The 25327-nt window shown below is 68.9% G+C and carries 25 protein-coding genes; 15 read left to right on the top strand and 10 right to left on the bottom strand.

The window, feature by feature from the left end; translation table 11 throughout:
• Window positions 1–70 precede the first annotated feature (70 nt).
• Window positions 71–1087 (bottom strand): ferrochelatase, encoded by a 1017-nt coding sequence (hemH, locus tag H512_RS0114015; protein WP_026783993.1) that lies wholly within the window; start codon window positions 1085–1087, stop codon window positions 71–73.
• A gap of 255 nt (window positions 1088–1342) precedes the next feature.
• Between hemH and H512_RS0114010 the strand changes: the two genes are divergently transcribed.
• Together H512_RS0114010 and H512_RS0114005 are read left to right on the top strand one after the other, a co-directional pair.
• Window positions 1343–1882: a TRAP transporter small permease subunit gene (locus H512_RS0114010; protein ID WP_026783992.1), complete on the top strand. Its 540-nt coding sequence runs from the start codon at window positions 1343–1345 to the stop codon at window positions 1880–1882.
• A 21-nt stretch (window positions 1883–1903) separates the two neighbouring features.
• Window positions 1904–3427 carry a TRAP transporter large permease gene (locus H512_RS0114005; protein ID WP_026783991.1) on the top strand — a complete coding sequence of 508 codons (1524 nt, stop codon included), beginning with the start codon at window positions 1904–1906 and terminating at the stop codon, window positions 3425–3427.
• Between the two features lie 63 nt (window positions 3428–3490).
• Here H512_RS0114005 and H512_RS0114000 read toward each other — a convergent pair whose 3' ends face one another.
• On the bottom strand, window positions 3491–4597 hold the full coding sequence (locus H512_RS0114000; RefSeq protein ID WP_026783990.1) for a TRAP transporter substrate-binding protein: 1107 nt from the start codon (window positions 4595–4597) through the stop codon (window positions 3491–3493).
• A gap of 291 nt (window positions 4598–4888) precedes the next feature.
• On the opposite strand from H512_RS0114000, the gene H512_RS0113995 reads away from it, so the two are divergent.
• Window positions 4889–5635, top strand: coding sequence for a gamma-glutamyl-gamma-aminobutyrate hydrolase family protein (locus tag H512_RS0113995; RefSeq protein ID WP_026783989.1), 747 nt, complete (start codon window positions 4889–4891; stop codon window positions 5633–5635).
• Between the two features lie 5 nt (window positions 5636–5640).
• On the opposite strand, the gene H512_RS0113990 is transcribed toward H512_RS0113995, so the two are convergent.
• The 3 genes from H512_RS0113990 to H512_RS24065 all read right to left on the bottom strand — a co-directional run bounded on the left by H512_RS0113990 (window position 5641) and on the right by H512_RS24065 (window position 8435).
• Complete coding sequence (locus tag H512_RS0113990) at window positions 5641–6738, bottom strand: nickel/cobalt transporter (RefSeq protein WP_026783988.1); 1098 nt, start codon at window positions 6736–6738, stop codon at window positions 5641–5643.
• Window positions 6729–7391, bottom strand: coding sequence for a DUF1007 family protein (locus tag H512_RS0113985; protein WP_026783987.1), 663 nt, complete (start codon window positions 7389–7391; stop codon window positions 6729–6731). Before H512_RS0113985 ends, H512_RS0113990 begins: the two co-directional genes overlap by 10 nt.
• Window positions 7392–7478: 87 nt before the next feature.
• Complete coding sequence (locus tag H512_RS24065; protein WP_053239874.1) at window positions 7479–8435, bottom strand: LysR family transcriptional regulator; 957 nt, start codon at window positions 8433–8435, stop codon at window positions 7479–7481.
• Window positions 8436–9456: 1021 nt separating this feature from the next.
• On the opposite strand from H512_RS24065, the gene H512_RS0113975 reads away from it, so the two are divergent.
• The 5 genes from H512_RS0113975 to H512_RS0113955 all read left to right on the top strand — a co-directional run bounded on the left by H512_RS0113975 (window position 9457) and on the right by H512_RS0113955 (window position 14332).
• Complete coding sequence (locus tag H512_RS0113975) at window positions 9457–10602, top strand: type III PLP-dependent enzyme (protein ID WP_026783986.1); 1146 nt, start codon at window positions 9457–9459, stop codon at window positions 10600–10602.
• An 85-nt stretch (window positions 10603–10687) separates the two neighbouring features.
• On the top strand, window positions 10688–11218 hold the full coding sequence (locus H512_RS0113970) for a GNAT family N-acetyltransferase (protein WP_026783985.1): 531 nt from the start codon (window positions 10688–10690) through the stop codon (window positions 11216–11218).
• A gap of 196 nt (window positions 11219–11414) precedes the next feature.
• Window positions 11415–12398 carry an SPFH domain-containing protein gene (locus H512_RS0113965; protein ID WP_026783984.1) on the top strand — a complete coding sequence of 328 codons (984 nt, stop codon included), beginning with the start codon at window positions 11415–11417 and terminating at the stop codon, window positions 12396–12398.
• A gap of 13 nt (window positions 12399–12411) precedes the next feature.
• Window positions 12412–12879: an NfeD family protein gene (locus tag H512_RS0113960; protein WP_026783983.1), complete on the top strand. Its 468-nt coding sequence runs from the start codon at window positions 12412–12414 to the stop codon at window positions 12877–12879.
• Between the two features lie 103 nt (window positions 12880–12982).
• The gene (locus H512_RS0113955) at window positions 12983–14332 is read left to right on the top strand and encodes an outer membrane beta-barrel protein (RefSeq protein WP_169507161.1); all 1350 of its coding nucleotides are present in this window, start codon (window positions 12983–12985) and stop codon (window positions 14330–14332) included.
• Here H512_RS0113955 and H512_RS24060 read toward each other — a convergent pair.
• Window positions 14304–15245 carry a DMT family transporter gene (locus tag H512_RS24060; protein ID WP_036791732.1) on the bottom strand — a complete coding sequence of 314 codons (942 nt, stop codon included), beginning with the start codon at window positions 15243–15245 and terminating at the stop codon, window positions 14304–14306. The genes H512_RS0113955 and H512_RS24060 overlap by 29 nt on opposite strands.
• Window positions 15246–15501: 256 nt before the next feature.
• On the opposite strand from H512_RS24060, the gene H512_RS0113945 reads away from it, so the two are divergent.
• Window positions 15502–16797 (top strand): adenylosuccinate synthase, encoded by a 1296-nt coding sequence (locus tag H512_RS0113945; RefSeq protein ID WP_026783981.1) that lies wholly within the window; start codon window positions 15502–15504, stop codon window positions 16795–16797.
• Between the two features lie 131 nt (window positions 16798–16928).
• Window positions 16929–18728 carry a hypothetical protein gene (locus H512_RS0113940; RefSeq protein WP_026783980.1) on the top strand — a complete coding sequence of 600 codons (1800 nt, stop codon included), beginning with the start codon at window positions 16929–16931 and terminating at the stop codon, window positions 18726–18728.
• Between the two features lie 7 nt (window positions 18729–18735).
• Here the strand turns inward: H512_RS0113940 and H512_RS0113935 are convergent, their stop codons facing one another.
• Together H512_RS0113935 and H512_RS25840 are read right to left on the bottom strand one after the other, a co-directional pair.
• Entirely contained in the window at window positions 18736–19056 is a 321-nt protein-coding gene (locus H512_RS0113935; RefSeq protein ID WP_026783979.1) for a DMT family transporter, read from the bottom strand.
• A gap of 122 nt (window positions 19057–19178) precedes the next feature.
• A complete protein-coding gene (locus tag H512_RS25840; protein ID WP_053239873.1) occupies window positions 19179–19532 on the bottom strand; it encodes a hypothetical protein in 354 nt (117 codons plus the stop codon).
• Between the two features lie 85 nt (window positions 19533–19617).
• On the opposite strand from H512_RS25840, the gene H512_RS0113925 reads away from it, so the two are divergent.
• From H512_RS0113925 to rpmE, 3 genes are all read left to right on the top strand, one after another.
• Window positions 19618–20661, top strand: coding sequence for an RluA family pseudouridine synthase (locus H512_RS0113925; RefSeq protein ID WP_036791728.1), 1044 nt, complete (start codon window positions 19618–19620; stop codon window positions 20659–20661).
• Between the two features lie 135 nt (window positions 20662–20796).
• Entirely contained in the window at window positions 20797–21693 is an 897-nt protein-coding gene (rpoH, locus tag H512_RS0113920; RefSeq protein WP_026783977.1) for an RNA polymerase sigma factor RpoH, read from the top strand.
• 251 nt (window positions 21694–21944) lie between these two features.
• Window positions 21945–22172: a 50S ribosomal protein L31 gene (gene rpmE / locus H512_RS0113915; protein ID WP_026783976.1), complete on the top strand. Its 228-nt coding sequence runs from the start codon at window positions 21945–21947 to the stop codon at window positions 22170–22172.
• A gap of 138 nt (window positions 22173–22310) precedes the next feature.
• On the opposite strand, the gene rcdA is transcribed toward rpmE, so the two are convergent.
• The gene (rcdA, locus tag H512_RS0113910) at window positions 22311–22844 is read right to left on the bottom strand and encodes a protease adaptor protein RcdA (RefSeq protein ID WP_053239872.1); all 534 of its coding nucleotides are present in this window, start codon (window positions 22842–22844) and stop codon (window positions 22311–22313) included.
• 523 nt (window positions 22845–23367) lie between these two features.
• Window positions 23368–23556: a DUF1192 domain-containing protein gene (locus H512_RS0113905; RefSeq protein ID WP_026783974.1), complete on the bottom strand. Its 189-nt coding sequence runs from the start codon at window positions 23554–23556 to the stop codon at window positions 23368–23370.
• A gap of 181 nt (window positions 23557–23737) precedes the next feature.
• On the opposite strand from H512_RS0113905, the gene H512_RS24050 reads away from it, so the two are divergent.
• Together H512_RS24050 and H512_RS0113895 are read left to right on the top strand one after the other, a co-directional pair.
• Window positions 23738–24202, top strand: a complete 465-nt coding sequence (locus H512_RS24050; RefSeq protein ID WP_053239871.1) for a GNAT family N-acetyltransferase — start codon at window positions 23738–23740, stop codon at window positions 24200–24202.
• Between the two features lie 54 nt (window positions 24203–24256).
• Window positions 24257–25261: an NAD(P)H-quinone oxidoreductase gene (locus H512_RS0113895; protein ID WP_026783973.1), complete on the top strand. Its 1005-nt coding sequence runs from the start codon at window positions 24257–24259 to the stop codon at window positions 25259–25261.
• The last annotated feature ends 66 nt before the right edge of the window (window positions 25262–25327 follow it).

Genomic DNA, 25327 nt, shown 5'->3' with positions numbered 1-25327 from the left:
TGCCCGGCCCAAATTTGCCAGTCAGTGCGGCTTTTGGCGGGCTGAGAGGCCGCGGCGATTGTTTCGCCGGCTAATCGATCCAGCCGCGGAGTTCGCGCCGCACCACGTGCTCGATCACCGCCATGCCGTCGTCGCCGTCGTTGAGGCAGGGAATGCGGGCGAAATCGGTGCCGCCGGCGGCGCGGAAGATGTCGGCGTTCTCGACGCCGATCTCCTCGATGGTCTCCAGGCAGTCGGCGACGAAACCGGGCGTCAGCACGGCGAGGCGGCGGACGCCGGACCTGGCCAGCGCCTCGACCGTCTTGTCGGTGTAGGGCTGGAGCCATTCCTCCGGGCCGAAGCGCGACTGGAAGGTGACGCGCAGGCGCTCCTCGCTCCAGCCGAGCCGCTCGCGCAGCAGGCGCGCCGTCTTCTGGCAGTGGCAGTAATAGGGGTCGCCCTTCTCGAAATAGCTTCTGGGGATGCCGTGGAAGGAGGCGAGCACCACCTCCGGCTCGAAGGAGAGCGTCGCGAGATGGCCCTCCAGCGAGCGGGCGAGGGCGTCGATGTAGACGGGATCGTCGTGATAGGGCGGCACCGTTCTGAGCGCCGGCTGCCAGCGCTTCTTCAGGAGATGCTCGAAGGCCTTGTCGTTGACGGTGGCCGTGGTCGCCGCCGCGTATTGCGGATAGAGCGGGTAGACGAGGATACGCTCGCAGCCGGCCTCTTGCAGCGCGTCGAGCCGGGAGGCGATCGACGGATTGCCGTAGCGCATCGCCCAGTCGACGACGACGGCGTCGCCAAGCCGGGCCGTCAGCTTCTCGGCCTGCGAGCGGCTATAGGTGCGCAAGGGGCTCTCGTCGCGCTCGCGGTTCCAGATGGTCTCGTAGTCGCGGCCCTTCTTCTGCGGCCGGGTGTTGAGGATGATGCCGTAGAGCACCGGGTACCACTTGAGGCGCGGCGTCTCGATCACCCTGCGGTCGGTGAGGAATTCCTCGAGATAGCGGCGCATCGAGCGGCGGTCGGTGCCGTCGGGCGTGCCGAGATTGACCAGCAGCACGCCGACCCTGCCGTGGGGAACGTTCGGATGATCGGGCGGCTGCGGCATGTCGGGCCTCGTCGGCGATGCGTTTAGAGCTTTTCTATCGGAAAGCGGCCGGCGGCGCGAGCCCTCCGGACGGCCTTGGCCGGTGGCGGCGAAAATCGGCCAATAGCTTATGAAAACTGCGTATTCCCGGCGATTTGCTTGCGCCTGATGCTGAAAATGAGCTATGGGAGCCCGTTCGCCGTTTGGCGGGCGGGTGCCGGTGGGTGCTCGCGGCGGTCGTTGCCGGCCGACCGGGACCGCCGGCGGGGGACTGTCATGCGTCATCTGCTCAAGGTCTGCGCGGCGATCGACGCGCTGAATGCCGGCGTCAACTCTTTCGCCCGCTGGCTGGTGCTGGCGGCGATCCTGCTGTCGGCCGGCAACGCGGTGGTCCGCAAGCTGTTCAACTATTCCTCCAATTCGCTGCTCGAGGGCCAGTGGTACCTGTTCTCGGCGGTGTTCCTGCTCTGCGCCGGCTATACGCTGCTGAAGGGCGAGCACGTCCGGATCGACATCGTCGCCTCGCACCTCAGCCGCCGCACCCAGGTATGGATCGACATCCTCGGCACGATCCTCTTCCTGATGCCGTTCACCGTGGCGACGATCTGGCTGAGCTGGCCGCAGGTGGTGTCCAAGGTGATGAGCGGCGAGGTGTCGTCGAGCGCCGGCGGCCTGCCGCTGTGGCCGGCCTGGGCGCTGATCCCCGTCGGCTTCTCGCTGCTCGGCCTGCAAGGGGTGAGCGAGGTGATCAAGCGCATCGCCTTCCTGACGGGCGCCGGGCCGGACCCGTCGCCGGCCGCCGGCTCCCATAACTGACCCCGACGAGGACCGCCTGCCATGACCGCTTTCCTCGTCGCCAACCTCGCGCCGGTCATGTTCGGCTCGATGCTGCTGTTCCTGCTCGTCGGCTATCCCGTCGCCTTCGCGCTCGCCGCCTGCGGCTTCGGCTTCGGGCTGATCGGCATCGAGCTTGGCCTCTTGTCGCCCAACCTCTTTCAGGCGATTCCCGACCGCGTCTGGTCGGTGATGAGCAACGATACGTTGCTCGCCATCCCCTTCTTCACCTTCATGGGGCTGATCCTCGAGAGATCGGGCATGGCCGAGGACCTGCTCGACACCATCGGCCAGTTGTTCGGCCCGGTGCGCGGCGGCCTCGCCTATGCGGTGATCTTCGTCGGCGCGCTGCTCGCCGCCACCACCGGCGTGGTCGCGGCGTCGGTGATCGCCATGGGCCTCATTTCGCTGCCGATCATGCTGCGCTACGGCTACGACCGGCGCATCGCCTCCGGCGTCATCGCCGCTTCCGGCACGCTGGCCCAGATCATCCCGCCGAGCCTGGTGCTGATCGTGCTGGCCGACCAGCTCGGCCGCTCGGTCGGCGACATGTACGAGGGTGCGCTCTACCCGAGCCTCATCCTGACGGCCATCTATGCGCTGTTCATCTTCGTCGTGTCGCTGGTTCGCCCCGATCTGGTGCCGGCACTGCCGCCGGAGGCGCGGGTGCTCAGGGGCTGGCGCCTTCTGGGCAGGGTGCTGACCTCGCTGGTGCCGCCGCTGGTGCTGGTGTTCCTGGTGCTCGGCACCATCTTCATCGGCGTCGCCACCCCCACCGAGGGCGGCGCCATGGGGGCGGTCGGCGCGCTGCTGCTCGCCATGATCAACCGGCGTCTCACCTTCCGCATGGTGGTGCAGGCGCTGGAACAGACGGCCAAGCTGTCGGCCTTCTGCATGTTCGTGCTGCTCGGCGCCCGCGTCTTCTCGCTGACCTTCTACGGCGTCAACGGCCATCTCTGGGTCGAGAGCCTGCTCGCCGGCCTGCCGGGCGGCGAGGTCGGCTTCCTGATCGTCGTCAACCTCCTGGTGTTCTTCCTCGCCTTCTTCCTCGACTATTTCGAGCTGGCCTTCATCATCATCCCGCTGTTGGCGCCGGTCGCCGACAAGCTCGGCATCGACCTCGTGTGGTTCGGCGTGCTCCTGGGCGTCAACATGCAGACGTCCTTCATGCACCCGCCGTTCGGCTTCGCACTGTTCTTCCTGCGCTCGGTGGCGCCGAACCGGCCTTACGTCGACAAGATCACCGGCCGGACGACGGCGCCGGTGTCCTCGGCGCAGATCTACGCCGGCGCCATTCCCTTCGTGGCGATCCAGATCGTCATGGTGGCGCTGGTCATCCTGTTCCCCGGCATGGTGACCCACTACAAGGCCGACCATCCGGTGGTCGACCTCGACAACGTCGAGATCAACATCATGGCGCCGGCGCCGGCCGCCCCCGCCTTCGGCGCCCCCGGCGGCAGCCCGTTCGGCGCGCCGGCCGCTCCGTCCTTCGGCGCGCCGGCACCGGATTTCGGCGCCAAGCCCTGATGCCACGAAAAAGGCCGGCGGAGCGATCCGCCGGCCTCGTCGTCTTCCTGGAGATGTGCCGCCTTACTTGCCGGCCGCCTGCTGCGAATAGACGTAAGAGTCGAAGTTGTATTCGGCGACGCGGAACCACTGGTAGCTCTCGGCGCGGAACTGCTTCCACGGCTCGTAGATCTTCTTGAAGGCCGGGTTCCGGGCCGCCTCTTCGTCGTAGAGCTTGAAGGAGGCGTCGTAGGCGGCGTCGAGGATCTCGCGGCTGAATGGCCGGAGCTGCACACCCTGCGCGACGAGCCGCTTCAGGGCGGCGAAATTGCGGGCGTCGTAGGCGGCGGTCATGTCGTCGTTGGCCAGCGCGGCGGCGGCCTTCAGCACCGCCTTGTAGGCCGTCGGCAGCGCCTCCCACCTTTTCTTGTTGATCATGTACTGCAGCGCCGACGAGCCTTCCCAGAAGCTCGGGTAGTAATAGTATTTCGCCACCTGGTAGAGGCCGAGCCGCTCGTCGTCGTAGGGGCCGACCCACTCGGTGGCGTCGATGGTGCCCTTCTCCAGCGCCGGGTAGATGTCGGGCGCCGGGATCTGCTGCGGCACCACGCCAAGCATGGACAGTACCTTGCCGCCGACGCCGCCGACGCGGAACTTCAGCCCCTGAAGGTCGGCCAGCGTGTTGATCTCGTGACGGAACCAGCCGCCCATCTGCGTGCCCGTGTTGCCGCCGAGCAGCATGACGGTGTTGTAGTCGGCGAGGAAGTCGTTCATCAGCTCAAGGCCGCCGCCCTGGTAGATCCAGGCCTGCTGCTGGCGGGTGTTGAGGCCGAAGGGCAGCGAGGTGGCGATGGCGAAGGTCAGGTCCTTGCCGATGAAATAGTAGGAGGCGGTGTGGGCCATCTCGACGGTGTCGTTCTGGACGGCGTCGAGCACCTGCAGGGCCGGCACCAGTTCGCCGGCCGGAAACACCTGGATCTGGAACTTGCCGTCGGTGGCCTCGGACACCGTCCTGGCGAACAGCTCGGAGGAGCCGAAGATGGCGTCGGTCGACTTCGGGAAGCTTGAGGCGAGGCGCCACTTGATCTCCGGTTGCGATTGCGCGATGGCCGGCATGGCGAGCGTCCCCACGCTCGCGGCGGCGCCGGTGGACACCAGCCCGGCCTTCCTGATGAACTGACGGCGATCCATGCGGTCCTCCCTGTTCCCCGTATCCGTTCGCCCCGCTCGCGGCGGCGGCATCGTTGAAAAAGCCAAGACGTCCGGCCGCGCTCAAGCAAGGCACCGGACTGGCTGGCGGCATTAGAAACGGAAAATCCGGCACCGCGCAATCAGGTGATGCCGCAATCCTGCAAACTTTTCCGAATGTTGCATGAAATCGTCATGAAGGGCGGCGGCCCCGATTGCCGCCCAAAGAATGCGCTCCCGCTCGGGCGGCCGATCGGCTAACAAGGAGGCATTGCAACGCTCCCGGATCCGTTCATGACCACGCCCATTGTCCTCTTCACGTCCGACGTTCGCGATTTCGACGGCTACACCTGGCACTGCGCGCCCACCACCTACATGGAGGCGGTGCTGGGCGTTGCCGGCGGCCTGCCGGTGATCCTCTCCGCCTTCGGCCCGCGCCTCGACCTCGACGCGGTGCTCGACCGGGTCGACGGCGTCGTGGCGACGGGATCGAAGACCAACGTCCATCCGTCGCACTATGGCGTGACGGCCACCGAGGCGATGGGCCCCTACGACGAGGCGCGCGACGCCACCAGCCTGCCGCTGATCCGGCGGGCGATCGAGCGCGGCGTGCCGCTGTTCTGCATCTGCCGCGGCTTGCAGGAACTCAACGTGGCGCTGGGCGGCTCGCTGGCCTCCGACGTGCAGGAGCTGCCGGGGCGCATGGATCACCGCTATCCGGACGCGCCCGACATGGACGGCAAGTTCGCCATCCGCCACGGCGTCGCGGTGGCGCCGGGCGGCTGCCTCGGCCGCATCGTCGACGGCGAGATCGCCGTCAACTCGCTGCACCGGCAGGCGGTGGCGCGGCTCGCCGATCGCCTCGTCGTCGAGGCGACGGCGCCGGACGGCACCATCGAGGCGGTGTCGGTGAAGGACGCGCCCGGCTTCGCGCTGGGCGTCCAGTGGCATCCCGAATACTGGGCAGCCAGCGACGGCCCGTCGCGGGCCATCCTGGAAGCCTTCGGCGCGGCGATCGCCGCCTACGCCGGTCGCCGCTGAGGGGATCAGCCCCAGAGCGAGGCGCCGAGCATCAACAGGCCGAACAGCAGCACGATCAGCGCGGCGGCGGCCTCGATGCCAACGTGCAGGCGGCGGGCGAAATCGCCGCCGCCGCCAGCCGCGAGGCGGAGGGCAAGGCCGCGCGTGGTGACGGCGATGAGCGTCAGGGCGGCGACGGTGAGGCCGGTGCCGAGCGCCATGGCGAAGGCGGCGGCGATGCCGGCCAGCAGCAGCCCCTGGCTCAGCGCGAACACCAGCACGATCAGCGCGCCGGTGCAGGGCCGGAGGCCGACGGCGACCACGGCGGCCCACGCCTTTTTCCAGTCGAGGCGGCCGGCGGCCGTCTCCGGCGCCGGCGCATGGACGTGGCCGCAGGTGGCGTCGTGGACGTGGCCGGGTCGGACGGGCCTGAGGCCAAGCCGGCGATGATCGTAGCCGCAGCCGTCGTCGTCGACGGCGGCGGAAAAGCGGACGGTCGCCACGGCCGGGGCGCCGCCCACCGTCACCGCAACGGGGGCGTAGCGCTCGGCAAGCCAGGCGCCGAGCGGCCGGACGATCTTGCGGACCACCAGCCAGACGCCGAGCGCGGCGATCAGCGCAAAGGAGCCGGCCTCCATCAGCGCCGCCGCCCGCGTCATGGCAATCGAGGTGGCGCCGAGGAGCACGGCGGCGATCAGCACCATGGCCACCGCCGTCACCGCCTGGGCCAGCGCCGACACCATGGCAAGCAGGGCGCCGTTCCTGGCCGTCTCGCGGTTGGCGAGCACGTAGGTGGAGATCACCGCCTTGCCGTGGCCGGGGCCGGCGGCGTGCAGCACGCCGTAGAGGAAGGACAGCGCCATCAGCCAGAGGCCGGCGCTGCCGTCGGCCTTCATGGCCGACAGCGTCGCCGTCAGGTCGCGGTAGAAGCTGGCCTGCCAGGCGGCGATGGCGTGGAAGAGGCCCGGCAACAGGCTGCTGCTGGCGGCCGGCTCCGGCAGGCCGACGCCGAACGGGCCGTTCGCGGCGACGGCCGGCGCGGCGACAAGCAGGGCGGCGACAAGCAGGGCGGCGACAAGCAGCGCGGCGGGGGCGAACGGCGCGGGGCGGGCGGTCAGGGGCATGTGATGTCCGCTCCGTTGGTCTGGTCGTTGGCGAACATCTGCAGGGCGGCCGGCAGTTCCCGCTGGTCGGCCGGCACGGCGGCCAGCGCGGCGGCGGCGGCCGGGTCGAGGTCGGGCGGCCGGAACGCCTTGGCGGCGCAGGCGGCAGGAGCCCCGTCGAGCACCACCGGGCCGTCCTTGTCGTCGATCATCCGGAAGGCGACGAAGAAGGTGGGGTCGTAGATTTCGAGGCGGATTTTCCCGGCCGCCTTCACCGGCGCCTTGGTCGGCAGCGTGAAGAACAGGATCAGCCGGCCGCCGTCGTCCTGCAACCAGTATTGGGTCGGCTTGTCGAAATCGATGTCCTCGCCGCCGGCCCCGGTGATGAAGGTGAAGTAGGCGTAGTCCTTCAGCGAGTCGACGTTGATGTCGGCGAGCGGCTTCAGCTCCTCGACCGACAGCTTGCCGTCGCCGTTGGTATCGAGGCCTTGGCTGGCGAAGGCCGAATAGGCGTCGTCGAAGCGCCAGATGTTGCGCACGGCGACGATGTCGCCCTTGCCGTCGAACACCACCTCGGCCTTGGCGTCGACCCAGACGTGCGGGTGGGCGGCAGCCGGCGCCGCAGCCAGGAGGGCGGCAAGGAGAGCGGCGGCGAGAACGGAACTGTTGGTCACGGGCGGCGTCCGGCGGCAAGGAGCGGGCGGCGGCCGACGACGATCGGCGTCCACCGACACATCGCTGCCAAACAAGGCGGCACGATGTCAACGCGCCAGGCCGATTCCCTGCTGTGCCGGGACAACCGCCTGCGGGCTCGACGCGGCGCATTCGTCGCCGTTCTTCTGGAACCAGTCGGCCATGAAGTCGACGAAGGCGCGGATCTTGGCGGAGAGGTGCCGGCGGTGCGGATAGACGACGTAGATGCTGGCGGCACCCAGCTCGAAATCGGGCAGCACGATCTCCAGCCGGCCGGCGGCAACGTCGTCCTCGACCATCTTGTAGGGCACCGAGCCGAAGCCGAGGCCGGCCAGCACGGCGAGGCGGACCGCCGACGGCGAGTTCACCTCGACGCGGCCGGACACCGGCACCGTCTGTTTGACACCGTTGACGAGGAAGCGCCAGTTGAAGCGGTTGCGGAGGTTGGAATCGATGATGCACGGCAGCCGCGTCAGGTCGTCCGGCGTCTCCGGCCGGCCGTGGGCGGCGATGACGGCCGGATGCACCACGGTGGCGAAGCGGTAGTCGGCGAGCTTGCGGGCGATCAGGCTGGAATCGCTCAGCTCGCTGACCCGGATGGCGCAGTCGAAGCCCTCGTCGATCAGGTCGACGAAGCGGTCGTCGAGCCGGAGGTCGAGGCGGATGGCCGGGTTGGCGGCCACGAAGTCCATGATCGCCTGGCCGAGCGCCGAATCGCCGAAGGTGCGCGGCGCGGCGACGCGCAACAAGCCGGTGGGCTCGCCATGGCGTTCGCGCACCATGTCCTGGAGGTCGTCGACCCGTTGCAGGATCTCGCCGGCATCGCGGAAATAGGCCTGCCCCAGCTCGGTCAGCGACAGGCGGCGCGTGGTCCGGTTCATGAGGCGGGCGCCGAGTTCGTCCTCAAGCTCCTTCACATATTTGGAGATCAGCGCCTTGGAGCGCCCGAGCTTTCGCGCCGCCGCCGAGAAGCCCCCGGTTTCGACGACCTCCACGAAGGTGCGCATGCGTGTGAATGTATCCATTGTCCGCCGCCAGTTTGAGGACGTTTCCTGTCCTTTCGCCGTTAACGCACAAGCGGTCCCGTGGCCTCCGGAACGCGTCGCGCGACGACGAAAGCGCTTTGGGCCGACCATGTGGCGGCCCAAGCAATTGGCCAACCGGCAGTCGCGCCCTGTTAACTCTAATGACCTGAATCCACTCAGTTCCGTCAATATGAAAAATCGGTTCCGACATGCCGAATCATGCGTTTTTCTACTGTTTTACGAATAGTTTCCCTAGAGTGGACAATCGAATTCTTCCCGCTGAACTATGTGCCGGCCAATGCGACCCTTTGCACTTTGTGCGAGCGTTGCGACGGCCGCCGTCGGGCGATCCGAATCCGGCCGCGACGGGCGGCGGGTGCGCCGGCCGGCGGTGCCGGCACCGGCTTTCGGGACGATGTTTTCGTCCGTCCCGCCGATACTCCGTTTGCCGCCACCGGTCCGCGGCGGCGAAGGTGTCGCCGCCGGGGCACACCGCATGAAATTGTCGTCATGGACGGATTTTCGCGGCCGGAGGTCTTGCAGAGGGGGGCAACGCGGAGTACATGCGTCCTTGCCCAATTTCGCACGTGCCTGTGGTTGCGTGCCGGTTTCGCTAGGGCCGCTAACGGCGGTTCCGGCGAGGGCAACCGGTGACCGGAGTTAAACCGGGTCTAAGCCGCTTCTCAAGCGGCGGACGCGACTTAAAGCAACGACGTAGAGGGCTTTTTTGGTCTCTGCCGGCGCTCCAAACGCCGACGTTACTGAAGAGGCACTACTTCCTTGCCGGACGTGCGGACTGGAGACATCCGTCCAATCGAAGGCTGCACGACCAGGGGTCATGGCTCTCACGGCGCATCGTCGCCGGTTTCCAGGACTCAAGGTCGACACTGACATCCGCCGCTTTCCGGCAACGGGAAGCGACGAGGGTGCATCCGCTCGCGCGCTCCGGGTCCACACCGGTCGCGGAGGCAGGGTTGCTCACCCTCAGAGTGCAAAGTTCGGACGACGGAGCCAACGGGCCATGACCGCGCGCATTCTCGACTTCCTTGCCAGCCGACGACCCGAAGGCCCCTGCCTCGTCGTCGATCTCGACGTTATCGCCGACAACTTCAATGCCTTCCGCCACGCATTGCCCGACACCCGCATCTACTACGCGGTGAAGGCCAATCCGGCGCCGGAGGTGCTGCAGCTGCTCGCCGATCTCGGCTCGTCCTTCGACTGCGCCTCCATTCCGGAGATCGAGATGGTGCTGGCCACCGGCGCCACCGCCGACCGCATCTCCTTCGGCAACACCATCAAGAAGGAGCGCGACGTCGCCCGCGCCCTTGAGCTGGGCGTCAACCTGTTCGCCGTCGACTGCGAGGCCGAGGTGGACAAGATCGCCCGCCAGGCCGAGGCCGCCGGCAAGCCGGGCGCCAAGGTGTTCTGCCGCATCCTCTGCGACGGCGCCGGCGCCGAGTGGCCGCTCAGCCGCAAGTTCGGCTGCGACCCGTCGATGGCCGCCGAGGTGCTGGAGCATGCTCACCGCACGGGGCTGACCGCCTACGGCATCTCCTTCCACGTCGGTTCGCAGCAGGGCAACCTCGACGCCTGGGACGGCGCGCTCGCTTCGGCCTCGGCGATCTTCGCCGAACTGGCCGAGCGCGGCATCCAGTTGAAGATGGTCAACCTCGGCGGTGGCTTCCCGACCCGCTACCTCAAGGACGTGCCGGCCACCGAGGCCTACGGCCGCTCGATCGACGAGGCGGTGCGCCGCCACTTCGGCAACCACGTGCCGGAGACGATCATCGAGCCGGGCCGCGGCATGGTCGGCGGCGCCGGCATGATCAAGGCCGAGGTGGTGCTGATCTCCAAAAAGCACCGCGACGACACGCAGCGCTGGGTCTACCTCGACATCGGCAAGTTCGGCGGCCTCGCCGAGACGATGGAGGAGGCGATCCGCTATCCGATCCGCACCCGCCACGACGGCGGCGCCACCGCGCCCTGCGTGCTGGCCGGGCCGACCTGCGACAGCGCCGACGTGCTCTACGAGAAGACGCCCTACGAGCTGCCGATCTCGCTGGAGATCGGCGACGAGGTGCTGATCGAAGGCACCGGCGCCTATACCACGACCTATTCGGCGGTGGCCTTCAACGGCTTCTCGCCGCTGAAGTCCTATGTGATCTGAATTCGCTCCGGGCGGCTTGCCCCCGACCGGTTCCCTTCGTGACTTCATCGCCCTGCCGGTTGCGGCGGGGGACGGGGTTGCCTCGATGATCGCCTACATGGATGAACAGGCGGGTGACACGTTCGCCCGCGAGACGCTGCTCGACCGCGCCTTCGGGCCGGGCCGTTTCCGCAAATCGTCGGAGAAGATTCGCGTCGGTCGGCTTCCCGCCGAGGGGCTGGCGCTGGTCGCCCGCGACGACGATCTTCTGGTCGGCAGCGTGCGGCTCTGGCACGCCGAGGCCGCCGCCTCCGGCACGCCGCTCTTGCTGCTTGGCCCGCTGGCCGTCGACGGCGACTGCCGCGGCGCCGGCGTCGGCGCGGCGCTGATGCGGCTTGCCTTGCAACGGGCGCGCAAGGCCGGCCATGGCGCCGTGGTGCTGGTCGGCGACGAGCCCTATTACCGGCGCTTCGGCTTCTCGACGGCCGGCATGGCGGAACTTGCCATGCCCGGTCCCTACGAGCGCGACCGCTTCCTCGGCCTGGAACTGGTTCCCGGCGCCCTGTCCGGTGCCGAGGGCGTGCTGCGGCCGACCGGCCGTCTCGTTCCGGCCGAGCCGGCGACGGTCGCCGCCTGAGACAGGCAGTCGCCCCGGCGATTGCCTCGCCATCCCGCCCCAAATGCAGGTCGTTGGCTCCAGCGCCGTTCGGCGCTGGAGTCTGCTGCGCGGCGGCTGCCGCCCCGCGCCCGCCCGGCCAGCAACCATTTGATATTCCCGTCGTACCTGCCTAGACTTCAAGACCAATTCCGGGGAGGCTCGCATGGACATCTTTCTGAGTGGTGGTGACATTGCGGTCATCGCGCTGGTGCTGTTCGCCGTCGTCGTGGTGTTCGCCGGCATCAAGCAGGTGCCGCAGGGCTACAACTGGACCGTCGAGCGCTTCGGCCGCTATACGCGCACGCTGCAGCCCGGCCTCAACCTGATCGTTCCGTTCTTCGATCGCATCGGCGCCAAGCTCAACCGCATGGAGCAGGTGCTGGACGTGCCGAGCCAGGAGATCATCACCCGCGACAACGCCACCTGCACCGTGGACGGCGTCGCCTTCTTCCAGGTGCTCGACGCGGCGCGTGCCGCCTACGAGGTGTCCAACCTCCAGAGGGCCATCCTCAACATCACCATGACCAACATCCGCACGGTGATGGGCTCGATGGACCTCGACAACCTGCTCAGCAATCGTGACGAGATCAACGCCCGCCTGCTGCACGTCGTCGACGCGGCGACCGAGGCCTGGGGCGTCAAGATCACCCGCGTCGAGATCAAGGACATCAATCCGCCGGCCGACCTCGTCGCCTCCATGGCGCGGCAGATGAAGGCCGAGCGCGAGAAGCGCGCCCAGATCCTCGAGGCCGAGGGCCTGCGCCAGTCGGCCATCCTGAAGGCCGAGGGCGACAAGCAGGCGCAGGTGCTGCAGGCCGAGGGCCGGCGCGAGGCGGCCTTCCGCGACGCCGAGGCGCGCGAGCGGCTGGCCGAGGCCGAGGCCAAGGCGACGGCGATGGTCTCCGAGGCGGTGGCGCGTGGCGACGTGCAGGCGCTCAACTATTTTGTCGCCGACAAGTACACGCAGGCGCTGGCCCAGTTCGCCCATTCGCCCAACCAGAAGATCCTGATGCTGCCGGTGGAGGCGTCGGCGCTGATCGGCTCGATCGGCGGCATCGCCGAACTGGCCCGCGCCGCCTTTGGCGGCGACGGACAGGGAGCCGCGCCGCAGGACGGCGGTCCGCGCCGGCGCGGCGCCGTGCCGCCGGTCGGCGGCTGAGAGGGATATCGTCATGGGCCTCCTTGAAACGCTGATCGCCTATCTCGGGCCGTGGTCCTGGCTGCTGCTCGCCCTGCTGTTGGCCGGCGTCGAGGTGGTGGCGCCCGGCACCTTCTTCATCTGGTTCGGCGCGGCGGCGCTCGGCGTCGGCCTGATTGCCCTCGCCGTTGAGCTGAGCTGGCAGATGCAACTGGTGCTGTTCGTCGTCCTGTCGGCGGTGGCGGTGCTGGTCGGCCGGCGCGTCTACGGCCGGGCGGCCAAGGAGAGCGACGGCTTCGCCAACGACCGGCTGGGGCGGCAGGTCGGCCGCCTTGCCGTGGTCGACCGGCCGATCGAGGAGGGCTCGGGCCACATCCGCCTCGACGACACCGTCTGGCGGGCCGACGGGCCGGACCTGCCGGCCGGGGCGCGGGTGCGCATCACCGGCCATCGCAACGGCCGTTTCCTGGTCGAGCCGGCCGGCGGCGAAACACCTCGTTAACCAGTTCCGTTTACCCTTCGTCAACACTGGACACCGCTCGGGGCGGTGGGTGCGGCGACGGAGGCAAGGCGTGCATCGGCGGCAGACCGCGATGGCTCTGACGATGGCGTCCGTTCTCCTCGCCGCGCCATCGTTCGCGCAGGAGGACGACGACACCGGCGCGGTGCCGAAGCTGCGCAGCACGCTTTCGGCGACGCCGGCCGCCACCGATCCGCTGATCGACGAGGCCGGACAGGCCGCCGACGCCGATGCCGTGGTTGCCGCGCCGCTCAGGCCGAGCCTCGACGCGGCCGACCTCAGGACTGTCGTGCGGCCGCTGCCGCCCAGCCAGTCGGCCAAGCTGCCGGCCGTGGCGCCGAGCCTGCCGGCCGTCGCCCGCGAGGCCGACGCCCGCGCCGAATACGAGCCGCTCGGCCTCCGGCTCGGCAGTTTCGTGGTCAATGCCACCACCTCGACCGGCCTCGGCCTGCGCCATCATTCGCTGGACGGCAACGAGACCTTCATCCGCTCGACCGGCGCGCTGGAGGCTCGCTCCGACTGGGAGCGCAACAGCGTCGACCTGCGGGTTGCCGGCGCCTTCCGCCGCTCGATCTCTGGCATCGACGAGAAGCTGCCCGAGGGCGAGGCGCGGCTCTCCGGCCGCTTCGACGTCACCGACGCCGATCGCCTGTCGGCCTCGGCCGGCTGGACGCTGCGTGACGATCAGTCGGGCGACGGCAAGTCCAACACCTTCTCCGGCACGCTCGGCTACGAGCGATTCGGCGGCCTGATCGGCCTCAAGACCGGCCTCGGCCTCGACCGGACGGTGAACGAGAGCGACCCGACGCTCGACAATCTGGCGCTGTCCTCCTCGCTGCGTCTGGCGCTCGACAGCGGCGCCGTGCTGGAGCCTTTCGTCGAGGTCGGCGCCTTCGGCCGCCGCTTCGACCGGCCGGCGGCCGGCGACGGCCTCAGCCGCAACGGCGTCGGCGGCGAGGCCAAGGTCGGCGTCTCCGTCAACCGCGACGACCTCAACGGCGAGATCGCCCTCGGCTATGGCTACGAGCGGCTCGACCAATCCGGTCTCGCCAATGTGTCGGGACTGATCGGCTCGGCGTCGCTCGCCTGGGACGTCAGCGAACTCCTGCGCCTGACGGCCGTCGCCGCCACCAGCTTCGAGCCGACCTCGGCGGCCGGCGCGTCGGCCGACGTCAAGCGCAGCGGCGAGGTCACCGTCACCTATGCGCTGGCGCCCAACGCCTTCGTGGTGGCCGGCGCCGGCTTGATGGCCGAGAGCTACACCGGCATCGACCGGACGGTGATGACGACGACGCTGAAGGCCGGCATCGGCTACAAGCTCAACCGCTCGGTGGAGATCGGACTCGACGGCGAGCACAAGATCGTCGACGCCAGCGAGGCCGGCGGCGACTACACCGACAGCAGCATCACCGCGACGCTGACGTTCCGTCGCTGACCCTTTCGCCGCGTTTGCTCCATTCCGCCCAGAAGATGCCGCCCAGCACCAGGGCGAGCGCCAGCGCGTGGTAGGCGCGGAAGCTCTCGCCCAGCACCAGCACGGCGAGGATGGCGGCAAACACCGGGATCAGGTTGATGAACACGCCGGCCCGGCCGGGGCCGACCAGCTCGACGCCGCGCACGAAGAAGATCTGGCTGATCACCGACGGGAACACGGCGCAATAGGCGACCACCAGCCAGCCGAAGGGCGTCGGCGCCTGATACTGGCCGAGAGCGATCTCGACGGCGAGGAAGGGCAGCGAGGTGAGGAAGGCGGCGACGGAAAGGCCGGTGAAGAAGGAGAGACCGCCGATCTTCGGCCGGCGGGGCAGCAGTACGGTGTAGAGCGCGTAGACGACGCAGGCGCCGAGCATCATCAGGTCGCCGGCGTTGAAGTCGAGCGCGGCGAGCGTCGCGAGGTCGCCCTTGACGGCGATGACGCCGACGCCGAAGAGCGTCGTCGCCATGCCGGCCACCTGGCCCAAGGCTACGCGGCTGCCGGCGATCAGGAAGGCGAAGACGAAGACGAGGCCGGGCAGGGCGCCCTGGATGATGCCGATGTTGACCGCCGAGGTGTAGTGGGCGGCGACATAGTAGAAGGCGTTGAAGAAGGTGAAGCCGAGGGCGCCCATCATGAGGATGTAGAGAAGGCGGGGCTTCATGGCCGGCCAGTCGGCGAGCACCGGGCGCCGGGCGAACAGCGCCAGCAGCACGAGCACGCCCGACCAGCGGTAGGTGGTAAGCGCCATCGGCGACACCTCGCCGACCGCGAGGCGGCTCGCCACCGTGTTGCCGGCCCAGAACAGCGGCGACAGCGTCAACAACAGGTAGGGCCGGCCGTAAAGGCGCGACCAGAAACCGTCTTCAGCCACCCGACACCTCCCGCCGACGCCCGCCGTCCGCCTTTTCCTAAAGCCTTCCGCGCCGGTTGGCACGCGCCTTCGTCGCGGATTCGGTACGCCGCCGCAGGCCATCGGGCAAATTCCCGACATGGCGGCTTTCATTGGCGGGGGGGGGGCGTTATAGTCGGTCAAGCCCCGGTGCCACTCGGTATCGGGGCTTTCCGTGCGAGGGCTGCCGATGGCGCCTCCCGGAAAGGTCTGACACTTGAACGACGGGACCTCTTCAATGGCGAACGTAGTGGTGGTCGGCTCCCAGTGGGGAGACGAGGGCAAGGGCAAGATCGTCGACTGGCTGTCCGAGCGGGCCGACGTGGTCGTCCGCTTCCAGGGCGGCCACAATGCCGGCCACACGCTGGTGATCGACGGCGTCTCCTACAAGCTGTCGCTCCTGCCGTCGGGCGTCGCCCGGCCGGGCAAGCTTTCGGTGATCGGCAACGGCGTGGTGGTCGATCCGCGCGCCTTCGTCGCCGAGGTGACGCGCATCCGCGAGCAGGGCGTCAAGGTCAGCCCGGACAACCTGCGCATCGCCGAGAACGCCTCGCTGATCCTGTCGATCCATCAGGAACTGGACGAGCTGCGCGAGAACGCCGCCTCGCCGTCGACCCGTATCGGCACCACCAAGCGCGGCATCGGCCCGGCCTACGAGGACAAGGTGGGCCGCCGGGCGATCCGCCTGGTCGATCTCGCCCATCCCGAGACGCTGATGAACCGCATCGAGCGGCTGCTCTCCCACCACAATCCGCTGCGGCGCGGCCTCGGTCAGGCGGAAGTGGCGCCGGAGACCATCCGCGACGAGTTGATGGGCGTCGCCGACTTCATCCTGCCCTACATGGACGTCACCTGGCGGCTGCTCGACGAGAAGCGCAAGTCCGGCTCCCGCATCCTGTTCGAGGGCGCGCAGGGCGCGCTGCTCGACAACGACCACGGTACCTATCCCTTCGTCACCGGCTCCAACACCACCTCCGGCCAGGCGGCGGCCGGCTCCGGCATGGGGCCGGGGGCGCTCGACTACGTGCTCGGCATCACCAAGGCCTACACGACGCGCGTCGGCTCCGGCCCGTTCCCGACCGAATTGTTCGACGAGGTCGGCGACTTCCTCGGCCAGCGCGGCCGCGAGTTCGGCACGGTCACCGGCCGCAAGCGCCGCTGCGGCTGGTTCGACGCCGTGCTGGTGCGCCAGACGGTGATCACCTCGGGCATCAACGGCATCGCCCTGACCAAGCTCGACGTGCTCGACGGCCTCGACGAGATCAAGGTGTGCATCGGCTACGAGATCGACGGCCGCACCATCGACTACCTGCCCGCCAATCAGGAAGAGCAGGCGCAGGTGAAGCCGATCTACGAGAGCATGGACGGCTGGAAGGAATCGACGGCCGGCGCCCGCTCCTGGGCCGAGCTGCCGGCGCAGGCCATCAAATACGTGCGTCACATTGAGGAACTGATCGGCGCGCCGGTGGCCATGCTGTCGACCAGTCCGGACCGGCTCGACACGATTCTTGTGCGTGATCCGTTTCAGGATTAAGTGATTCATCACGTTTTGCCGGCCTTCCCGCCGCAAAAAAGCCCGGCCGCCGTCGCAAGGGTGGCTTTTGGGCGTCCTGTCGAAACAGCGTTCCGCCGTCAGGCGGGGCGCCAAGCCGAGAGATGCGGTACATGGCCGATTACTATCCCGTGTTGAAGCGTGCCATTTCCTCGCTGCCGTCGGGTTCGGGCGAGGCGCGGCGCGCCGTCTACGAGAAGGCCCGTGTCGCGCTGCTCCGGCAGCTCAGTTCCTACAATCCGCCGCTGTCGCCGTCGGACATCGCCGACCAGCGGGTGGCGCTCGAGGACTGCATCCGCCGGGTGGAAGCCGAGGTTGCCGGCGTCAGCGAGGAGACCGGCGGCGAAGGCGCCGGCCAGCCGCCGGCGCCGAAGGCCGAACCGCCGGCGCCCGTCGAGGTCGCCCGTCCGGCCGAGCCCGAGCCGCATCCCGAACCCGCGCCGGCCGCCTCGCCGCCGGCCCGTCGCGGCGGGCTCGCCTCGCTGTCCCAGCCGGAGATGAACCCGTTCAACCACATCGAGCCGCTGCCGGCCCGTGGCGAGGCGCCGTCGCGTCCGCCCGAGGCGCCGCGATCGATGCCGCCCCTGCCGACGGCGCCCGAGCGGCCGCGGCTGCCGACCTCCCGCCTGCCCGACGAGCACAACGAGCCGCGCATCGGCGTCGGCGTCAGCGCGCTGTCGCGGACGCTGAAGCAGGCCGACACGCTGGGCGGCGCCTCGTCGACCGCCGTGCGCGCCGCCCGTCACGCCATGAGCGAGGTGGAGGAGATCGACGAGCCGGTGCCGGCCGGGCGGGTGGAGCCGGAAATGGGCTCTGCCGCCGACGTCCATCCGGCCGAGCCGCATCCGGAGGTCGCCGTGGTCGGCGCCGCCGACCGGCTGGAGCCGGAACGCATGCTGCCCCAGCGCGAGGCGGCGACGCTGCCCTGGCCGGAGGAGAGCGCCGGCCCCGGTCGCCGCGGCCGCATCCTGCTGGGCGCGCTGGCCGCCCTTCTGGTGATCGCCGCCGGCAGCGCCGTCTACGCCTTCCGCGACACCATCGCGTCGCTGATCGCCGGCGCGCCGCAGGCCGAGACGGCGGCGGCGACGAGCGGCGACGACGGGCTTGCCCCCAAGATCCTCGACCGGCTGCCGGCCGAAGGCGAGGCGGCGCCGGCGACGCCGGTGGCACCCGACGCCGTGGCGGTGCAGACCGAGGCGGTCGCTCCGCCTGCGGCCGTCGATCCCGACCTGCCGCCGGCCCCTGGTGGCACGGCCGCCGCGCCGCCCGCCGCCATGGCCGGAACAATGCCGTCGCCGGATGCCAGCGCCCTGGCGCCCGTCCAGCCGACGACGGTTCCGCCGGCCGGCGCGTCGGCCGGCGAGACGATCGCCGTCGCCCAGAAGGCCATTCTCTACGAGGAGCCGATTCCCGGCTCGCCCGGCACCAAACTCGACGGCCGGGTGGTGTGGTCGTTCGTCAACGAGCCGGCGCTGCCGGGCGACAAGCCGGTGCCGCAGATCCGCGGCGACATCGAGGTGCCCGAGCTCGACCTCAAGATGCGCCTGTCGATCCACAAGAACGACGATCAGGCGCTGCCGGCCAGCCACATCGTGGAGTTCTCCTTCACGGTGCCGCCGTCGTTCGCCGGCAAGTTCATCGACACCACGCCGGGCATGATTGCCAAGCAGACCGAGGAGGCGCGCGGCGACCCGGTCGTCGGCGCCGTCGCCAAGGTGTCGGACAGCCTGTTCTGGCTGGCGCTGTCCGGCCTCGACCAGGACGTCAGCCGTAACATTCAGCTGCTGAAGGAGCGGTCGTGGATCGACATACCGATCCGCTACGGCAACCGCCGCCGCGCCATCCTGACCTTCGAGAAGGGTGCCCCCGGCGACAAGGTGTTCGCCGACGCCTTCGCCGCCTGGGGGGAATGAGGACGGCTCAGGCCGGGCTCGACAGCTTCATCAGCAAGAGGCCGGCGAGAATCAGCGCTGCGGCGATCAGTCGCAGCGGCGTCACCGCTTCGCCGAGCACGACGATGCCGACCGCGAAGCTGCCAACGGCGCCGATGCCGGTCCAGACGGTATAGGCGGTGCCGAGCGGCAGCGACTTCATGGCGATGGCCAGGAGGCCGAAGCTCAGGAGCATGGCGACAAGCGTGAGAAGGCTGGCGCCGAGCTGGGTGAAGCCGGCCGACAGCTTCATGCCGTAGGCCCAGACGACTTCCAAGAGACCGGCGATCAACAGATATATCCAGGCCATGGCGGCCCTCCTTGCGTCGGGCCGGGCCGTCCCGGACTTGGCATTCCCGCCAAAGGCGGGCGAGGGCGTGGCCTCAAGGGAGGTAGATGGGACAGCGGGTGGCCGGCGTCAAGCCGGCTGGGTCACTTGCCGACCAGCACCACGCTGCCGATCAATTTCCCTGACGGCAGGTGATGGATCTCCACCACCTTGCCCTCGGGGCCGTCGATGACCAGCGACAGGCGGTCGGCGTCGACCTGGGTGGCCACGATGGTGCCGGGCGTCATCACCTCAAGCAGCGTGCGGAACGGCGCGCCGGCCGGCGGCGCGTCGTCGCCGCTCTTCGCCACGCGGAAGGCGATGGCGACGAAGACGGCGATCAGGCCGATGCCGAGCGTGCCGGCGGCGATCGCCATCATGACGCGGAGGCGCGTCTGCACCTGGAGGATGGCCGGATCGAGCGGCGCCTCGGGTTGGTCGTCGGTCGGCCTCGCCATGATGCTTTCCTTCAGAGCGGATTTCTGCGATAGCCGGCATTTAGCGAATCCGGCGCGGTTTGTCGACGCGTGGCAAGGGGAAACGATGGCGGACGAGGACGATATCGGCCCGGAAGACGAGGTGCAGGACGAGGGCGGCGAGGCACGGACGGCCACCATCGAGGCGGCGGCCAGGACGCGGCTCGACAAGCTGGTCGCCGAGGCCTTTCCCGACGTCAGCCGTTCGCGCCTGAAAGCGCTGATCGAGGCTGGGGCGGTCAGCGTCGACGGCGCGGTCGTCACCGACGCGGCGAGGAAGCTGGCCGGCCGGTTCGATCTCGCCGTGCTGGTGCCGCCGGCCGAGGACGCCGAGCCGCAGGGCGAGGACATCCCGCTCCATGTCGTCCACGAGGACGACGATCTGATCGTCATCGACAAGCCGGCCGGTCTCGTGGTGCATCCGGCGGCCGGCAACTGGACCGGCACGCTGGTCAACGCGCTGATCGCCCATTGCGGCGACAGCCTCTCGGGCATCGGCGGCGTGCGCCGGCCGGGCATCGTCCACCGGCTCGACAAGGACACCACCGGCCTGATGGTGGTGGCCAAGACCGACCGGGCACACGCCGGCCTCGCCGCCCAGTTCGCCGACCATGGCCGCACCGGCCCGCTGGAGCGCGGCTATCTGGCGCTGGTCTGGGGCAGCCCGGAGCCGTTCCGGGGCACGATCGAGGCGCCGCTCGGCCGCTCATCATCCGACCGTACCAAGATGGCCATCGTCAAGGGCGCCGGCGGCAAGGCGGCGATCACCCATTACGAGGTGGCCGAGCGCTTTCCCGCCGCTTCGGGACGCGCCGCCGCCGCTTCGCTGGTCGAGTGCCATCTCGAAACGGGACGGACGCACCAGATCCGCGTCCACCTCGCCGCCGCCGGCCATCCGCTGATCGGCGACGCGGTCTACGGCGCGCATTTCCTGACCAAGGCCAACCGGCTGCCGGAGGCAGCGGCCTCGGCGGTGCGCGCCTTCCCGCGCCAGGCGCTGCACGCCTATCTCATCGCCTTCGAACATCCGGTCAGCGGCGAGCTGCTGCGCTTCGAAAGCGAGGTGCCGGACGACATGGCCGGCCTTGTGGCGGCTTTCCGGGAACTTTAGGCTTTTTCGTCAGTTACTCATGAAAATGCCGGGATTGTTCCTATATTCGGCTATCGGCGCGCTCGCCGACGGGGCGCCGGGGGGAGAGCCGTGTCCGTCCGGGAGCGGTCCCATGAACGACAACGGGGGTGCTCGATGGCCCGAACCACATTGCCGATGATCGCCGCCGGAGAGGGCGGCCTCAGCCGCTATCTCGACGAGATTCGCCGTTTTCCGATGCTTGAGCCGCAGGAAGAATACATGCTGGCCAAGCGCTACGTCGAATACGACGACCGCGAAGCCGCGCAGAAGCTCGTCACGTCTCATCTCAGGCTGGTCGCCAAGATCGCCATGGGCTATCGCGGCTATGGCCTGCCGATCGGCGAGGTGATTTCCGAGGGCAACGTCGGCCTGATGCAGGCGGTGAAGCGCTTCGAGCCGGACAAGGGCTTCCGCCTCGCCACCTACGCCATGTGGTGGATCAAGGCGGCTATCCAGGAATACATCCTGCGCTCCTGGTCGCTGGTCAAGATGGGCACCACGGCCAACCAGAAGCGGCTGTTCTTCAACCTTCGCAAGGCCAAGAGCCAGTTGCAGGCGCTTGGCGACGGCGACCTCAAGCCGGACCAGGTGGAGGCCATCGCCACCAAGCTCGGCGTCACCCAGGAAGACGTGGTTTCCATGAACCGGCGTCTCTCCGGCGACGCTTCGCTCAATTCGCCGCTGCGCTCGGACAGCGAGAGCGGCGAGTGGCAGGACTGGCTGGTCGACGAGCGCGACGACCAGGAAACGGTCTTGGCCGAAACCGAGGAACTCGACCAGCGCCGCGCCATGCTGAAGCGGGCGCTCGGCGTGCTGAATGATCGCGAGCGCCGCATCTTCGAGGCGCGGCGGCTGGCCGAGGACCCGATGACGCTCGAGGACCTGTCGACCGAGTTCGGCGTCAGCCGCGAGCGCGTCCGCCAGATCGAGGTGCGCGCCTTCGAGAAGGTGCAGGAGGCGATGAAGGCCATGGCCCGCGAGCAGGTTCCCGCCGTCGTCGACGCCGGCTGAGGATAGGTCGTACGATTGGGCCGGGAACAGCGCCATCGGCGCCATCTCGCGCTTGTCCGCGCCGAGGCTTTGCGCTATAGAGGCGCCCGACCGGGCCATGCGGTGGACCGGAAGCGAGCCGCCCGAGGTGTTCCTCGGGGCGGCTCGTTCCTCTGAGGAACCGCCGCGCGGCCGACATCCCGTAACCGGGCGCCCCGACAAGGCCGGCGTCAACGATCGCGTCCTCGCGGACGCCGGAAAGGACCGAAAAGATGAAGCAGGGCATTCATCCCGACTATCACGACATCAAGGTCGTCATGACCGATGGCACCGAGTTCGTCACCCGTTCGTGCTACGGCGCCAAGGATGCGACGCTGAACCTCGACATCGACCCGAAGGTGCATCCGGCCTGGACCGGCGGTCAGCAGCAGCTGATGGACCGCGGCGGCCGTCTGTCGCGCTTCAACTCCAAGTTCGGTGGCCTGTTCGCCAAGAAGTAAGGCGCTGCCACGACAGCATAGAAATAACGAACCCCGGCGAGCGGCGCTCGCCGGGGTTTTGTTTCCGGCATCGCAGGATGGGCCGGAAACGGCGGCCCGCCCGGCGCCTCCCCGCGCCTTCGGGCCGCGAGAGAGGGATCAGTCGTCGACGCGGCGGGCACCGAAGGCGCTGGCCAGGCGATCGATGTCGCGGGCGATCGCGTTGGCGGCCGGCGCGGCGGCGGCGGTGTAGATCGCCTTGTCCATGTGGACGATGCGCTCGTGCAGGCGGTCGGTGCGCTCGATGATCGCCCGCAGCGTTGCCGGCAATTCGTCCCACAGCGGGCCGGACATCACCGGCGGCTGGAAATCGAGGCGGACCTTGTTCTTCTCGCTGCGCGCCTGGTCGGGCGACATCTCACCCTCGTTGACGGCGCGCTGCATCAGCAGCCAGGAGGCGATCTGCATCAGGCGGGTGGTGAGGCGCATCGACTCGGTGGAATAGGCGAGCGTGGCGGCGCGGCCGAGCGACCGGCTCTCGGCGCGGCCTTCGCCGTCGAGATAGGCCGCCGTCTCCTCGACCAGTGCCATGCCCTCGCGGAACAGGTCGCGGAACAGCTCCGAATTGAGCGCGCGCGCGCCGAAGGCGATGGCCTCCGTGCCGGAATGGGAATTGCCGGAAAAGTCACTCATCACGCCACCTCTACACCACACGCTCGGCTCCGCCGCCCATGACCTGGACTTGACGGGCACCGCTCGCCAAGGAAAAGCCGACGGCAGCCGCCGCTCATCCCCGCAATCCCCAGCAGGGGACGCAATCGATCCCCTTCCGGGACAGTCGCCCGACATGACGGGCAGGGTCGCAACAGCCATGCCAGGGGCGGTGGCCGCCGGCCCGGACATGAAGGAAAGGTTAACGCAAAGTGGGGTTGGAGTCTCTGCAAATCGGGGTGAAGACTATCGCGCCGGCCGGCCAAAAAAGAAGGCCGCCCAGGGGCGGCCCTTCCTAAGTTGAACAGGGAGGCGTCAAAAGAGTGACAGGAGCCACTCGCGATCCAACCGTGCGGATCGACTTCTTGATAAACGAAACTGGTAAATGCGCCCTTAACAATGAATAGTTCCCCGATGGATTTCGCCGGCCGGCGAATTTCCGGGGCCTGTCCGGCGGTCACGGTTCGCCTGATGGACTGCGTCTGCCGTATCCGCCGGGCTTGTCCTAGAACTTGAACAGGGAGTCGGCGGCGTTGCGGACGTCGTCCTTGAGGCGCAGGGCTTCCTCGATGCGGGCGATCTCGGCGCGCAGGAGGTCGACGCGCTCGCGGAGATCGGCGACGGAGAGATGCGACAGATCCTGGCCGACGACATGCGCGGCGGGCGGCTGAGGCCGATCGTCATCGATGATCATCGGGGTTCCTCCATCCTCCAAGTGTGCGACACCAAGGGGGAAGTGAAGGCTCGGCGGCGCGGACTGTCAAGACGACGAAGAGGGGGCTTTGCACCAGCCGGCAATCCGGACTGCCAACGAGGATTGGCGGTGGCGCGCCTCTGCGTGCTTAATGACAATCGACGCCGTAACGGAAACCACCATGACCCTGACCATCGTCACCACCCGCCAGCGCCCCGATCTTGCGCCCGTCACCGGCACATGGCGCTGGCAGGCGTTCTTCGGCGACGGCGATACCAGCCTCGCCGAGATGCTGGCGTTCGAGGCTCGCTGCGCGGCGAGCCGCGAGCTGATGCCCATCGTGCAGGTGCTGCTCGAGGATGATCAGCCCATCGGCATGGTGGCTCTCTGCCTCGACGATCTCGATGGCCGGCCGGACCTCAACCCTTGGCTGGCCGGTCTCTATGTCGCGCCCGGCCATCGCGGCAAGGGCCACGGCCGCCGCCTGATCGACGCGCTGGAAGCGCTGGCCCGGCAGGCGGCCCTGCCGCGCCTTTTCCTCTATACGGCCAGCGCGGCCAGCCTCTACGCCAGGTCGGGATGGACGGTGGTCGAGACCTTCGCAAAGCACGGAGAGGTGTTTTCCATCATGGAGAAGCATCTGTAGACTGGCCGCCGGCGGCAGGAGTGCCTCCGCGCCCGAAGATGAAGGAAGCCCGCCATGACCGCGTTGCCATCCGACATGCTGGTGATCGAGATCAGCCGCCCCGGTGGGCCGGAGGTGCTGCAGCCGACGCGACGGCCGCTGCCGGCCCTTTCCGACGGCGAGGTGCTGATCGCCGTCGAGGCGGCCGGCGTCAACCGGCCGGATGCCCTGCAGCGGCAGGGCGGCTATCCGCCGCCGCCCGGCGCCTCCGACATTCCCGGCCTCGAGGTGGCCGGCCGGGTGGCGGCCATCGGCGCCGGCGTGCGGCAACTGGCGGTCGGCGACCGGGTGACGGCGCTGGTGGCCGGCGGCGGCTACGCCGAATACTGCATGGCGCCGGCCGGCAGTTGTCTGCCCTGGCCGGAGGGCTATGACGCCGTCCGGGCGGCGGCGCTGCCGGAGACCTTCTTCACCGTCTGGTCCAACGTGTTTGACCGGGCGCGCCTTCAGGCCGGGGAAAGCTTCCTCGTCCACGGCGGCACGTCGGGCATCGGTACCACGGCGATCCAGCTTGCCCGCGCCTTCGGGGCGCGCGTGTTCGCCACCGCCGGCAGCGCCGAGAAATGTGCCGCCTGCCGGCAGCTCGGCGCCGAGGTGGCGGTCAACTACCGCGAGGAGGATTTTGTTACTGTGCTAAAGGCGGCGACTGGCGGGCGCGGCGTCGACGTCATCCTCGACATGGTGGGCGGCGACTATGTCGACCGCAACTACGAGCTTGCCGCCGTCGACGGCCGCATCGTGCAGATCGCCTTCCTGGGTGGGGCGAAGGCGACCGCCAACTTCGGGCGGCTGATGCAGAAGCGGCTCGTCCACACCGGCTCGACGCTCCGGCCGCGCGAGGCGGCCTTCAAGGCGGCGATCGCCGCGTCGCTCCACGACAAGGTCTGGCCGCTCCTGTCGGCCGGCTCCGTCGCGCCGGTGATCGACCGGGTGCTGCCGCTCGATCGGGCGGCCGAGGCGCACGCGGCGCTGGAGACCGACCACATCGGCAAGATCGTGCTGGTGCCCGGCGGCGCCTGAGAAAACTGCCCTTCGTCAATTGCGGAACGGCGGGGCGATCTGTATATAGGGGGCATTCCCCGGTCA

The organism is Pleomorphomonas koreensis DSM 23070 (genome assembly GCF_000425185.1).
Lineage (GTDB): Bacteria > Pseudomonadota > Alphaproteobacteria > Rhizobiales > Pleomorphomonadaceae > Pleomorphomonas > Pleomorphomonas koreensis.
This window is presented reverse-complemented; position numbering and strand designations above follow the sequence as displayed.

Excerpts from the sequence above, each read along its gene's own strand:
- H512_RS0113960 (WP_026783983.1), top strand. The coding sequence starts at position 12,412 with ATGGGCCTCCTTGAAACGCTGATCGCCTATCTCGGGCCGTGGTCCTGG.
- H512_RS0114000 (WP_026783990.1), bottom strand. The coding sequence starts at position 4,597 with ATGGATCGCCGTCAGTTCATCAGGAAGGCCGGGCTGGTGTCCACCGGC.
- H512_RS0113905 (WP_026783974.1), bottom strand. The coding sequence starts at position 23,556 with ATGATCATCGATGACGATCGGCCTCAGCCGCCCGCCGCGCATGTCGTC.
- H512_RS24050 (WP_053239871.1), top strand. The coding sequence starts at position 23,738 with ATGACCCTGACCATCGTCACCACCCGCCAGCGCCCCGATCTTGCGCCC.
- H512_RS24065 (WP_053239874.1), bottom strand. The coding sequence starts at position 8,435 with ATGGATACATTCACACGCATGCGCACCTTCGTGGAGGTCGTCGAAACC.
- H512_RS0113895 (WP_026783973.1), top strand. The coding sequence starts at position 24,257 with ATGACCGCGTTGCCATCCGACATGCTGGTGATCGAGATCAGCCGCCCC.
- H512_RS0113945 (WP_026783981.1), top strand. The coding sequence starts at position 15,502 with ATGGCGAACGTAGTGGTGGTCGGCTCCCAGTGGGGAGACGAGGGCAAG.
- rcdA (WP_053239872.1), bottom strand. The coding sequence starts at position 22,844 with ATGAGTGACTTTTCCGGCAATTCCCATTCCGGCACGGAGGCCATCGCC.
- H512_RS0113935 (WP_026783979.1), bottom strand. The coding sequence starts at position 19,056 with ATGGCCTGGATATATCTGTTGATCGCCGGTCTCTTGGAAGTCGTCTGG.
- H512_RS0114010 (WP_026783992.1), top strand. The coding sequence starts at position 1,343 with ATGCGTCATCTGCTCAAGGTCTGCGCGGCGATCGACGCGCTGAATGCC.
- H512_RS0113940 (WP_026783980.1), top strand. The coding sequence starts at position 16,929 with ATGGCCGATTACTATCCCGTGTTGAAGCGTGCCATTTCCTCGCTGCCG.
- H512_RS0113990 (WP_026783988.1), bottom strand. The coding sequence starts at position 6,738 with ATGCCCCTGACCGCCCGCCCCGCGCCGTTCGCCCCCGCCGCGCTGCTT.
- H512_RS25840 (WP_053239873.1), bottom strand. The coding sequence starts at position 19,532 with ATGGCGAGGCCGACCGACGACCAACCCGAGGCGCCGCTCGATCCGGCC.
- H512_RS0114005 (WP_026783991.1), top strand. The coding sequence starts at position 1,904 with ATGACCGCTTTCCTCGTCGCCAACCTCGCGCCGGTCATGTTCGGCTCG.
- H512_RS0113970 (WP_026783985.1), top strand. The coding sequence starts at position 10,688 with ATGATCGCCTACATGGATGAACAGGCGGGTGACACGTTCGCCCGCGAG.
- H512_RS0113995 (WP_026783989.1), top strand. The coding sequence starts at position 4,889 with ATGACCACGCCCATTGTCCTCTTCACGTCCGACGTTCGCGATTTCGAC.
- H512_RS0113975 (WP_026783986.1), top strand. The coding sequence starts at position 9,457 with ATGACCGCGCGCATTCTCGACTTCCTTGCCAGCCGACGACCCGAAGGC.
- rpoH (WP_026783977.1), top strand. The coding sequence starts at position 20,797 with ATGGCCCGAACCACATTGCCGATGATCGCCGCCGGAGAGGGCGGCCTC.
- rpmE (WP_026783976.1), top strand. The coding sequence starts at position 21,945 with ATGAAGCAGGGCATTCATCCCGACTATCACGACATCAAGGTCGTCATG.
- H512_RS0113955 (WP_169507161.1), top strand. The coding sequence starts at position 12,983 with ATGGCGTCCGTTCTCCTCGCCGCGCCATCGTTCGCGCAGGAGGACGAC.
- H512_RS0113925 (WP_036791728.1), top strand. The coding sequence starts at position 19,618 with ATGGCGGACGAGGACGATATCGGCCCGGAAGACGAGGTGCAGGACGAG.
- hemH (WP_026783993.1), bottom strand. The coding sequence starts at position 1,087 with ATGCCGCAGCCGCCCGATCATCCGAACGTTCCCCACGGCAGGGTCGGC.